Consider the following 13,047-nt stretch of genomic DNA (forward strand, 5'->3'; position numbering starts at 1 on the left):
GGAGGAGCGGGAACTATGTCCCGTCGTTCTGATAATAGCAGAGTTCAGCAGTTGTACCAGATTGCAGATGCAGCAGCAGCTTCTGTAATTAATGGCGGTACCAACAGCCTAGTACAGGCTCAGGGTGGAAAAAGCGGTTTCGAAGCATTATGGTTCAATTTTGACAGAAGAAATTTTGCAGCCGTAAACCAGGAGATGCTTTGGCATATCGCCGAATATGGTCCCAATACCAACTCTGCATTTGGAGTGTATGCACACCCCGGTTCCAGAGGTGGAACATACGGATCCAGAAAAGCCTTGCAGTTCATATTGCCAACCTATTATTTGTCTTTTAATCAGGCAGATAAACGCAGGGATGTTGCCTGTACTTCTTACAGCATTTATTTCCTGAGAACTGGTAATGCATCAGATACCTGGGTAGATGTGGGAAGTACTTATTCCTGTATTATGCCTGGTAAATTCAGAATAAGCTGGTGTGTAGAGCCACAGGCTGCCGATGCACGTAACCTGAATATCCCGATTATCCGGTATGCCGATGTTTTACTGATGTATGCTGAAACACAGAATTATCTGAACGGAGGACCTACAGCTACCGCTACAGCTGCTTTACAGCAGGTAAGAAACCGTGCCGGAATAGGTTCATTGCCAATACCAAGTGGTCAGCAGGCGTTTCAGGATGCTCTTGTTCAGGAGCGTAAGTGGGAATTTTCCGATGAGTTTATGCTTCGTACGGATTTGATCAGAATGAACCGTATCGCCAGTGAAATCAATGCTACAAAACAGGCCATGAAAAATCTTTCTGACAGAACAGGTCAGTTTGCATCGACACCGGTGTACAGGCTTTATAAATTCCACAAAGACGCACAGGTTTACGGCGATCCGTTTTTAGCAGTTACTTACATAGAACTAACAGATCCTGCGCAGATTGCGGCAGTTCAGGCAGTTCCGACCAATTCTGCAAACTATGCAGCGTATCAGACGGTTTTAAAGAATATTGCAGCAGCCAACGGACAAACTTCAACGGCTGAAGACAAATGGTATCCTGTAAACATGTTCCAGGCATATACCAGTACATTCAATGGTAATGCAAGAAAAGCAGTAGGATTTGTTGAAGGGTTTAATGGATTGCAGGTCGGGAGCATCATTTACACCAAACCTACGGGTTCTGCTGAAAATGGAGGAACATATCCGAACTGGATTGAAGGCGGAGGAGATGGTTTGTTCTACGGCTTTGTACCTAACAAAACAGAACTCTTGCCTTTCGCAGCAGCTTCCGCAGGACATCCTTTGGTTGATAATCCTAATCTCTCGCAGTTACCTGGATATTAATCATATAAAATAATATAACGTAAACATTAGGAAATGAGAGCTTTATGCTTACATTTCTTGATGTTTGCTTTTTTAACGATAATCACAAAATATTAACCAGTAAATAACTCTGACCAGATAAAATAATCCATAAAAGGTGAATTAAAAAACAAAATGTTAATTTATCTTTAAATAAAGCATCTAGCAGTATAGTACGGGATGGTGTAAAGAATGGAAGAATCTAATTTTGGGTTAGAATTTTAGAATATAAGTAAAACAATGGAAAAACTAAAAACATTCAGATACGTAAACTATTTGTGGGATGATGAAAAAGCAGCATCTTTTGGAGATGACCAGGTAGCCTTATTTTTGTACCGTTCAAATATTTTAGGAGCAGATTTAAGAATCACCAACTACGGAGGTGGAAACACAAGCTGCAAAACCATCGAAAAAGATCCTTTAACCAATGAAGAAGTTGAGGTAATGTGGGTGAAAGGTTCAGGTGGAGATATCGGAACGTTAACGAGAAAAGGAATTGCCGGCTTATATACCGAAAGATTGAGAAATCTTAAAAATGTTTACGAAGGCTTGGAAGATGAAGACAGAATGGTAGGATTGTTTGATCACTGTATCTATGATCTTGAGAGTAAAGCACCTTCCATTGATACTCCTCTTCACGGGTTACTTCCATTCAGACATATAGATCACCTTCACCCGGATGCCCTGATTGCAGTAGCTGCAGCTAAAGACAGCGAAGCCATCACCAAAGAAATATGGGGGGATTCAATGGGCTGGGTTCCATGGCAAAGGCCTGGTTTCGATCTGGGATTGCAGCTGGAAAAATGTTTAAATGAAAATCCCGGAATCAGAGGAATCGTTTTAGGCAGCCACGGATTATTCACATGGGGAGATACTTCTTACGAATGTTATATCAACAGTCTTGAAGTTATTGAGATGGCTTCAGAATATATTGCTGAAAAAATTGAAGAAAAAGGTCAGGTTTTTGGCGGACAAAAAATAGAATCTCTGCCTGCGGACGAACGCAAAAATAAAGCGGCGCAGATTATGCCGTTGTTGAGAGGTTTGGCTTCTTCCGAAAACAGAATGGTTGGCCATTTTACAGACAGCGATGCGGTTTTGGAATTCATCAACAGCAACGATCTTGAAAGGCTGGCTCCGCTTGGAACTTCATGCCCCGATCACTTCCTGAGAACGAAAATTCAGCCGTTGGTTTTAACTTTAGATAAAAATGAAGACTTAAGCGATTCAAAAGCAATTTTAGAAAAATTAAATCCGCTTTTCGAACAATACCGACAAGAATATAAAGAATATTACGGAACCTGTAAACATCCGAACAGTCCTGCCATGCGTGATCCGAATCCGGTCATCATCATTTATCCTGGAGTGGGTATGTTCAGTTTCTCAAAAGACAAGCAGACTACACGAGTGGCCAGTGAATTTTATGTGAACGCCATCAATGTAATGCGTGGTGCAGAAGCCATTTCAGAATACACCTCATTACCAAGACAGGAAGCTTTCGATATCGAATATTGGTTATTGGAAGAAGCGAAGCTTCAGAGAATGCCGAAAGAAAAACCATTATCAAGAAAAATTGCCATCGTTACCGGAGCCGGAGGTGGAATCGGGCAGGCCATTGCCGATAAAATGGTTGCTGAAGGAGCGGTTGTAGTCTATACAGATTTGAACAAGGAAGCTGTACAAACGGCGACATCAAAATACAGCAAAGACCAGGCAACTGCAGTGCAGTGTGATGTGACAAGTGAGCAGGATATTGCTAAAGCTTTCAAAGAAACTGTTTTGGCATTTGGTGGAGTAGACATCATCGTTCATTCTGCAGGATTGGCCATTTCAAAATCTTTGGAAGAAACCACTTTGAACGATTGGGACCTTTTAGAAAATGTTTTAGTGAAAGGACAGTTTTTACTTTCAAAAAATGGTGTGGAAATCATGAAGAAGCAGGCTTTAGGCGGAGACATTGTCAATATTGCCAGCAAAAACGGATTGGTTGCCGGGCCAAACAATGTGGCTTACGGAACTGCAAAAGCAGCACAACAGCACATGACGAGATTATTAGCTGCCGAATTGGCTGCGGATAAAATTAGGGTAAACGTGGTGAATCCGGACGGTGTAATTGTAGGAAGCAAAATCTGGGAAGGGAAATGGGCAGAAGGCCGCGCAAAAGCCAACGGAATCACGGTGGAAGAACTTCCGGCATTTTACGCCAAAAGAAATCTTTTAAACGAAATCATTCTTCCTGAAGACATTGCCAACGGAGTTTTTGCCTGTGTTGCCATTTTAGACAAAAGTACAGGAAACATCATCAATGTAGACGGCGGAATGGCTAATGCTTTCCCGAGATAATTTTTTACATCAATACTGAAGGAATATATTTTAAATCGTAAGTTTGATATTATTATGTTAAATGAATTTAAAAATAAATTTCTTCAACCAGAGCCACGAAGTGGCGACCAATAATAACACAGGATGCAAGTCTTGTGCATAATAAATACAATTCTGTGAAAAATAAATCAGAATATGATTATAAACAAAGAAAGTATAGAACAGTATAATAAAAGTGAAATCGCAAATTTCAATTCGGATTTCTCTTATTTATCAGATAAACTCACGAAATCAGGAGCAAACATTTCTGAAATTGTCAACAAAATTGCTGACTTTCAGGTAGCCATTCCAAGTTGGGCTTTGGGCGCCGGAGGAACGCGCTTCGGAAGATTTTCTTACGGTGGAGAGCCGGCAACATTAGAGCAAAAATTAGATGATGTTGGATTAATTCATGCTTTAACACACTCCGCAGGAGCAATTTCGCTTCATATTCCCTGGGATATTCCTAGTGATGTTAAAGCGATTAAGGAAAAAGCAGCTGCTCACGGATTAATTTTCGATGCAATGAACTCCAATACGTTTCAGGATCAGCGGGGAGCAAAACAATCCTACAAATTCGGATCTTTAAATGCTGCAAATGAAGACGCAAGAGCGTATGCTGTTGAGCATAATAAAGAAGTAATAAGAATCGGAGAAGAACTAGGTTCAAAAAGCTTAACCGTTTGGTTGGCAGACGGGGCAAGCTTTCCGGGACAGTTGAACTTTCAGACAGCTTTATCAAAAACGGAGCAAAGTTTAAAGGAAATTTATGCAGAAATGCCGGAAGATTGGAAACTGTTCATCGAATATAAACCCTACGAACCGAATTTCTATTCAACAACTATTCAGGATTGGGGTACTTCTTTCATGTTGGCCAATGCTTGTGGAGAAAGAGCCTATACTTTGGTTGATTTAGGTCATCATTTGCCCAATTCAAATATTGAGCAGATTGTGGCGACATTAATGTATAAAGGAAAACTAGGCGGCTTCCATTTCAATGACAGCAAATACGGAGATGATGATTTAACAGTGGGTTCAATAAAACCCTACGCATTATTCCTGATTTTCAATGAATTGGTGTACGGAATAGAAAATAATCCGCAGAATCCATATCCGGCTTGGATGATTGATGCAAGTCATAATATTAAAGATCCGTTGGAAGACCTTATTCAGTCGTTGGAAGCGATTTTAATCGCATATGCTCAGGCACTTTTAGTAGATCAGAAAGCATTGAAAGATGCGCAGCTGAATAACGATGTTGTTCGTGCCCAGGAAATTTTACAAAATGCGTACAGAACGGATGTTCGTCCATTATTGAAAGCTGCAAGATTACAGACAGGTGCAGCGATTGATCCTATTTCGGCTTACAGAAATCTGAAAGTCAGAGAAAATTTAATTTCCGAAAGAGGCCTGAATGTAAAAGCAACAGGATTATAACCTGTTTTTAAAATGATAATTTGAACTTTCAAGTGCAATCGAAAGTTTTCAATTATATGTATCCTTATATTTTTATCATTAAGGTTGAAAGTGTTTAGATTATTGGGGTTTAAGCAGTATTGCTTGAGAATTAGTGGATTTTTTCTTAATGATCTTAATATCTGAACACTCCTTAATGGTGTAGGGAAATATTCAAATTGAATATCCGGTACAGATGAATCAAAATTATCAATATGCTTTGCTAAGTGAAACGGACTTGCAAACTTAAAGCATTTAGTATTAAAAAACTTAGCGGGCTTTGCGTTAAAAAAGATATAAATTAAATAACACTATTGAATTTACAAAATAAACTAAGCTCTTTGTGCTCTTTGCTAAGTAGAACGCCTTTGCGAACTTAAAAACGTATAGTATTAAAAAAAGAACTTTGCGGGCTTTGCGTTTAAATAAAAGTATTTAATTAAAAAGATTGCTTCGTCGCTCCGCTCTCGCAATGACAAAATGACCTTTGTTTAAAAAGGTTTTATAAATAAAGATAACATTATGAGTTTACAGAGTATATATCCTAAATTCTTTGTGCTCTTTGCTAAGTAGAACGCCTTTGCGAACTTAAAAACGTATAGTATTAAAAAAAGAACTTTGCGGGCTTTGCGTTTAAATAAAAGAAAGTGTTTAATTAAAAAGATTGCTTCGTCGCTCCGCTCCTCACAATGACAAAATGACCTTTGTTTAAAAAGGTTTTATAAATAAAGATAACATTATGAGTTTACAGAGTATATATCCTAAATTCTTTGTGCTCTTTGCTAAGTAGAACGCCTTTGCGAACTTAAAAACGTATAGTATTAAAAAAAGAACTTTGCGGGCTTTGCGTTTAAATAAAAGAAAGTGTTTAATTAAAAAGATTGCTTCGTCGCTCCGCTCTCGCAATGAAAAAAATAATCATCCTTGAAAATGTCTAAAAAAAAGAAGGTAACCATCGTATTTGATATTGGAAAGACCAATAAAAAATTCTTTCTGTTTGATAAAAATTATAAAGAAATCGTTCGGGAATATACGGAACTTCCCCTTACGACTGATGAAGACGGTTATCCGACGGAAGATCTGGCGGCCTTACAAAACTGGATTAAAGATAATTTCAATGCCATTTTGGATGATGAAAATTTTGAAGTAAAAGCCATTAATTTCTCTACGTATGGGGCAAGCTTTGTACATTTAGATCAGAAAGGAAATGTTCTCACCCCTTTGTACAACTATACCAAGCCGATGGATGAGGAAATATTGGATCTATTCTATAAAAAACACGGAAGCAAATTAAAAATAGCCCGTGAAACAGCCTCGCCACAAGCAGGAATGCTGAATTCCGGGTTGCAGTTATTTTGGTTAAAATACAAACATCCCGAAGTTTTCAAAAAAATCCGGTACAGCCTTCATTTACCCCAATATTTATCCTACCTATTTACCGGAATCTGTGTCTCCGAATTTACATCAATTGGTTGTCACACCAATCTTTGGGATTATGATAAAGCAGATTACCACGACTGGGTGTACGAAGAAGAAATCGATGCCTTATTACCTCCAATTGTTCCTACTTCAGCAAGCATTAATACCTCATACAGAAATAAAAAAATTAAAATCGGGGTTGGGATCCACGACAGTTCTTCGGCACTTTTACCTTATATCTTAAGCAAAAAAGAGCCGTTTTTACTGCTATCAACGGGAACCTGGAGCATTTCTCTCAATCCTTTCAATGATGAAAGCTTAACCGATGTAGACATCGAAAACAATTGCTTAAATTACATGAGAATTGATGGAAAACGTGTGAAAGCATCGCGTTTTTTCATGGGAAATGAATATAAAATTCAGGTCGAAAAATTATGTGCGCATTATGGAAAAGAGTACGGTTTCCACAGGGAAGTACAGTTTGACCAGGATTTGTACCTTCGCTTAATGAAGCATAAAGCAGTTTATTTCCGTTTTGAAGGTATTATTTTAAAAAGAAAAATGATCAGCGGGACCGATTTAAATTCTTTCGCAACTTTTGAAGAAGCTTATCATCAGCTGATGATCGAATTGATGGATCTACAGATTCATACGATTACAAATGCCATCGGAAATTCTGAAATTCAGCATATTTATATCGATGGCGGATTTACCGATAATGATGTATTTATGAAACTGATGTCACATCATTTTCAGCATTATAATGTAATGTCCAGCCATTCGCCGCTGGGTTCTGCATTGGGAGCTTCCATGGTGATTTCCAATAAAAAGATAGACGAAACCTTCTTACAGCAGCATTATCAGATGAAAGTGCTTCAACCCTTAATTCTTAATTTATAAATCATGGCATTTCCCTTCGATACCCGTTACGCTTCCCTCGAATTACTGATTGAAAGAGCTAAAAAAAGAATGCCCCGTTTCGCTTTTGAATACCTGGACGGCGGCTGCAATGAAAATATAAACCGCGACAGAAATACCAGCGAATTAAGAGAAGTGCTGCTTCGCCCTCGGTATCTGAATAACAATTTTGCAGAAGCCAATATGGAAACCGAATTATTCGGGGTAACATATTCCGCGCCTTTCGGGATTTCTCCGGTAGGTTTGCAGGGATTAATGTGGCCGAATGCTCCTGAAATTCTTGCAAAAGCAGCTTTTAAACACAATATTCCGTTTATTTTAAGCACCGTTACTACCAGCAGTATTGAAAGAATCGCGGAATTAACGGAAGGAAAAGCATGGTATCAGCTGTACCATCCGAGAGAAGAATGGTTGCGCGACGATATTCTCAACCGTTGTGAAGCTTCCGGATATGATGTTCTGGTAGTTTTGGCAGACGTTCCTACATTCGGATACAGAGCAAAAGAAATAAGAAACGGGCTGGCAATGCCGCCGCAGCTGAATTTCAGAAATGTTTCCCAGGCGTTGGCAAAACCTCAATGGTGTCTGGAAATGCTGAAACATGGTGTTCCGGGCTTTAAAACCATGGAAAAATATATGGATAAAAACATGAATGTAAAACAGTTGGGACAGTTCATGAACTCCACTTTTTCAGGAAGATTAAATTCTGACAGAATCAAGGCGATCCGCGATCAGTGGAAAGGAAAACTGGTCATCAAGGGAGTCGCTTCCGATGAAGATGCTGAAGAAGCGGTACGTTTAGGTTTTGACGGAATGATTATTTCCAACCACGGAGGAAGACAGCTGGATGCCGGAGAATCTACCATTGCTGTGGTAAAAGAGATCAGTGAAAAATATAAAGATCAGATTAAAATCATGATGGATAGCGGCGTGAGAACAGGTCCGGATGTAGCCCGTGCATTGAGCTGCGGTGCCGAATTTACCTTTATGGGAAGAACGTTTATGTATGCTGTAGGTGCTTTGGGCGATCAGGGTGGTGATCACATTATTGAAATGCTCAAAATGCAGTTCAGACAGGTAATGGAACAGCTTTGCTGCGAAAAACCGGAACAGCTACATGATTTTAGGGTGAGGTAATTTGATTGGAAGATAGAAGATAAAAGTTTTTTTAAACTTTAATTTTTTTATAAATAATACACAATAATTATCAATAGAAACGGGCTTTAGCCCGTTTTTTTATTAGTGTATCTCAATCGGCTTTAGCCAAAACTTGAAACAAGTTTTAACGAAGATTTAATTATTCGTTGATTTTTAATAAGTAAGACAAATAAATTTGTTTTGTAAAGCTCGAAGGACCGCTTCATAAAAATCAATTATTGATTTCATTCTTTGCTCCTTTACATATTCAGAATAAAAAATAAATCTCTGCGTCAATAAATAACAAAAATTTTTAAAACAAAAAATTCGCAAAGAACTCCCTGCGAATTTTAAATTAATAAAGAACTATTTCTTTTTCTCAGCCTTTACCGCCTGTCTTGCCAGCAATTTCCAGTCGTTTTTCACTTTAGCCCAAACCAAAAGAATATCAAGCGTTACGTCTCCCGGAGCTTTTCCTGCATCTGCTGTCGTTGCGTAAAAATGATGTCGGATAATCGCTGTATTGCCCACAATCTGTACAGTTTGATTGGTAATATCAATAGTTAAAAAATCAGATTTTTTACTGGCCAGTTTTTCGACAAACTCTTTGGAATCATCGATGTGACCACCGGAATGTCCGTAAGTCAATTCCGGTAAAATTAATGACTCGAGTGACGACTTTTCCCCGCTAATCATAGCCAATCGAAGCTTTTCGGCGGCAGCCGCCACTGCATCTTTATCATTTGTTTTTTGTGCAGAGATGCTGACTGTCATGATGAAGCTCAAGGCAAGAATAATTTTTTTAATCATAATAAATATTTTAAAATTAATTACTTAAAATTAGTGTAATCGATTGCGCAATTTAATTAAATAACAATTTAAAGAGAATCTCTCTGGATAAATTTAAACACATTATTCACCGATTCCTTTTTATTTTTTAAGATCATATACGCTGCAGATTCGCCCATTGCTTTGAAATCTGTTGTGATTACGGTGATTCCCAGCAATTCCTTTAATGGAGTTTCATTGTAGGAAATAATTCCGATGTCTTCGCCCAGTTTCAGGTTTTTCTGACGGATCTGTTTCACCAGATTCACCAGATCACGTTCACGGATGGTAATGAAAATATCCCGGTCCTGAAGTTCCATGTCGGGGTAAATTTCATCAAGAATTTCATAATCAAGTTTAAAATCTCTGCAGAAATTCTCAAATCCTCTCACAATCCGGAAAGGGTAGGGATGAATATCTTTGTCAGGATAAACGAGAATTATTTTTCCATAGTTCTTTATTTTATCTAATCCTTCTTTCAGCGCATTGTAAATATCATGCTCAAAATCCTGAAAAATAGAGCCATATTCTCCTGAAATATTCGGCTTTGTATTATCCAGCATCAGCAATTTATTCTTGGGTATCTTTTCGATTATTTCAATCACTTCACTTGTAGAGCTCGTGTGCTTTGATTGCCCGTCCCGGAAATGAGGCATGATCACATAATAATCAAATCCCCCCAGATTCTTTTTTAAAGCATTAATGAAAAGTGTTTCGTCACAGTGGTAAATGTACATCTCTACATTGCCTTTGGAACCGATTGCATTCACAAAATAATCATAGATCATCATTTTATAAGTACTTGGCTTATTGATCAGAAAGAAAATGTTGATCGAGTCATTCTTATTGATACGTGAAATATAATAGCCTTTGCCTTTAACCGATTCTATAATCTGCCTTTTTCTAAGCTCTTTATAGGCTTTTTCAACGGTATCCCTTGAGAGAAAACACGATTCGCTCAGTTCGTTGATAGACGGGATTTTTTCACCGATTTTAATTTCTCCTGCATCAATTCCGTTAAGAATAGAATCTACGATCTGTTTGTATTTGGGAACTCTGGAGTTTTCGTTGATGTGTATTTCAAAAGTTTCAGCCATAGTGTAGGATATGAGAAATGATTTATCTTAACAAAAATGTTTAAATAAAAATAATCTGTTAAAGAAGACAAGTTACAAAAATTTATAATAACTGATAATCGTCATGTTTAATGAAATATTTAACTGTAAATCATTAATTTTAAATAGTTTAGATTTTTTTATTTATATAAGTTTAAATTATTCAAATTACCGATTTTGTAATGTAAAACGATGATAACTCCGATTTTATTGTAAACTTTAAACCATGAACCCGAACAAAAAAGCCTGCCCATTATTTGGACAGACTTCAACTATATGAATGTGAAACTTTTTAAGGCATCTTTTTAAAACCTTCTGCTTTTATTTTCCATGTGCCATCTTTCGGAAACCCCGGAAACTGTCCTGTGGAATTGTCCCAGCCTTCCAGCATCATGGCAACAGTAGTTAAAATTCCTCCGTTTCCGGGAAGATAAATCCTCAACCGATCATCTTGGAAATTATGCCCGTTTTTTAAATAAGTATTGGTCTGAATATCCATAAAAAGCGCATCCAGTGCTTTGTTCGGAAGTCCGAGCCTTGCAGCCGTCATTGCTGTCATCGGGAAATCCCAGCCCCATGTATGGCTCCAGTTCCATCTTTCCCATACGATATCCAGCGTATTTTTCATAATTTTTTTATCCAGTTTCGGAGATTCCGGAACCATTCCGAGTGCACCTAAAACAGACGGATGATCCGTCATCCATTTCGGAAAAGTAAAAGAGTCCTTTGCCGATTCTGTTGATAAATAAACACCGTCCTGAACAGGAAGCGGAGCTAATTTCGTAATCACGTCGTCCCATTTTTTATCTCTCGGTTCACCCAGTCTTTCTTTCCACTCTTGAGCTACTTTTAACGCCCAGTCCCAATACGCCACTTCATAAGTCGGGTTGAAAGTATCTTTTGCAGGAAAAACTTCCTGCGCCGGAATCACCCCTTTTCCCAGATTGTAACGGTTTTTTTCCTTGTCATAGGTGGCAAAATCAGCCATAAATTCAGCCGTTGCAAAAACCAGGTCTTTGTATTTTTCGAGAACTTTTCGGTCTTTATTGTGGCGGTATAAAAGTTCGGTCATATAAATTAAATGCGGCTGTTCCCAAATCAGAAATGCAGCAACAGAAGACGGACTTTCATTCCCGTCATTATCCGACATCTTGATCCAGCGAACGCCTTTATAACCTTGTCTTTCGGCTAATTTTTTAGCTTTTTCAAATGACCTGAAATAGTAATCCATTTGTTTTTCCAGAATTTCCGGTCTTCCCCATAAAGCATAGTGAACGCCGTGCCACCAATGCATTTCCGTGTGTGGCTTTCCGTACCAGCTGTTGAACGTAAGTCCCGTTTCCTGCGGCGGATTGCTTCCCCCACACTGAACTTTTGTTAAATATTCGGAAAGAACAATCCTGCGTTCCAGTTCATTGGCTCTTTTATCGGTACTTCCATCAAAATCTACGGCCGCACCGCTTTCCCAGAAGTTTTTCCAACCCGTACTGCTTTCTTTTTCAGCATCCGCAAATAACGTCTTAGTACTTTTCTGATTTTTAGGTGAAAATTCTACAGTCAATTCGGCGCTTTTGTTGCCTGGAGAAGGTTCATACACGAAATAATGTTTTCCTGCTTCACTTAATTTTCCGTCTGTAAAATATAATTGTGTAAAATAATCGGCAGTCTGCAGTTTATGCTCAATCAGTCCCTGATTTGAATTTGATGACATCAGTTTTGTAGAATGCTGATTTTCATTTCCATAAAAAACCGCTTCATCCAGAAACTGTCCGCTCGGATAAGGATAACGTGCAAAAATTTTCAGCCTCTTTTGCTTAATGAGATCCGATTCAATTTTAACCCCGATTTTATCTGAATTTTGAAAAGCGGCTGTCCAAACTTTTACCGGAATTCCTTCTAAAGTAAACTCACTCGTAATGATTCCCGTCCATAAATCAATTTTCTGATTGATATTCTGCAAATCTGAAATCTGTGCTTTTTTGCCGTCTTTTTTAATCAGCTCAAGGCCTATATTTCCGAGCTGCAAACGGTGCTGATTGACACGGAAATATTCCACCGCTTTTTTGTTGCGCTCCGGCTCTTTGATCTGAACGCTGTATAAGGCATTTCTTCCGTCATTATTGAAGTCATACGGTTTTAAGGTTTCTTCGAATTTATAGTTTTCTGTATTCGGAAAACTGTTCCAGCCCCATTCAGACTGCGTTCCCAAAGAAACTCCGTTTTTATAATATTCCGGGAACGACTGCATTCCGGTAATATCAACCGTATAGGCAAATTTTCCGTTTCCTACCGTTAAAGTTGATAGTGTATCGGCTGTGACGTTAACCACATTATGCCGCTGAACAACCTTCTTACGGTCGATTTTCTGAGCATTCATTGAAGAAAATCCAATGCAAAAAAGACTCAGATATATTACAATTTTTTTCATTTTCTTTTATTTCAGTGAATAAATTTGTTCAATATTTTA

The 13,047-nt window shown here is 38.3% G+C and carries 7 protein-coding genes and 1 pseudogene; 5 read left to right on the forward strand and 3 right to left on the reverse strand.

Annotated elements, in window-relative coordinates; genetic code table 11:
* Window positions 1-411 precede the first annotated feature (411 nt).
* The 5 genes and pseudogenes from HHL20_RS19745 to HHL20_RS05875 form a co-directional block, all read left to right on the forward strand.
* Window positions 412-1,329: pseudogene (locus HHL20_RS19745) on the forward strand (RagB/SusD family nutrient uptake outer membrane protein); the annotation flags it as partial.
* Window positions 1,330-1,587: 258 nt separating this feature from the next.
* On the forward strand, window positions 1,588-3,690 hold the full coding sequence (locus HHL20_RS05860; RefSeq protein ID WP_169230227.1) for a bifunctional aldolase/short-chain dehydrogenase: 2,103 nt from the start codon (window positions 1,588-1,590) through the stop codon (window positions 3,688-3,690).
* Window positions 3,691-3,864: 174 nt separating this feature from the next.
* Window positions 3,865-5,145 (forward strand): TIM barrel protein, encoded by a 1,281-nt coding sequence (locus HHL20_RS05865; protein ID WP_169230228.1) that lies wholly within the window; start codon window positions 3,865-3,867, stop codon window positions 5,143-5,145.
* Between the two features lie 948 nt (window positions 5,146-6,093).
* A complete protein-coding gene (locus HHL20_RS05870) occupies window positions 6,094-7,482 on the forward strand; it encodes an FGGY-family carbohydrate kinase (RefSeq protein WP_169230229.1) in 1,389 nt (462 codons plus the stop codon).
* Between the two features lie 3 nt (window positions 7,483-7,485).
* Window positions 7,486-8,637 carry an alpha-hydroxy acid oxidase gene (locus tag HHL20_RS05875; RefSeq protein WP_169230230.1) on the forward strand — a complete coding sequence of 384 codons (1,152 nt, stop codon included), beginning with the start codon at window positions 7,486-7,488 and terminating at the stop codon, window positions 8,635-8,637.
* Between the two features lie 366 nt (window positions 8,638-9,003).
* Here HHL20_RS05875 and HHL20_RS05880 read toward each other — a convergent pair whose 3' ends face one another.
* From HHL20_RS05880 to HHL20_RS05890, 3 genes are all read right to left on the reverse strand, one after another.
* Window positions 9,004-9,447 (reverse strand): nuclear transport factor 2 family protein, encoded by a 444-nt coding sequence (locus HHL20_RS05880; RefSeq protein WP_169230231.1) that lies wholly within the window; start codon window positions 9,445-9,447, stop codon window positions 9,004-9,006.
* A 68-nt stretch (window positions 9,448-9,515) separates the two neighbouring features.
* Complete coding sequence (locus tag HHL20_RS05885; RefSeq protein WP_185194795.1) at window positions 9,516-10,562, reverse strand: GntR family transcriptional regulator; 1,047 nt, start codon at window positions 10,560-10,562, stop codon at window positions 9,516-9,518.
* A gap of 310 nt (window positions 10,563-10,872) precedes the next feature.
* Window positions 10,873-13,008, reverse strand: a complete 2,136-nt coding sequence (locus tag HHL20_RS05890; protein ID WP_169230232.1) for a hypothetical protein — start codon at window positions 13,006-13,008, stop codon at window positions 10,873-10,875.
* Between the last annotated feature and the right edge of the window lie 39 nt (window positions 13,009-13,047).

This window comes from Chryseobacterium cheonjiense (assembly GCF_012927265.1).
Classification (GTDB): Bacteria; Bacteroidota; Bacteroidia; order Flavobacteriales; family Weeksellaceae; genus Chryseobacterium; species Chryseobacterium cheonjiense.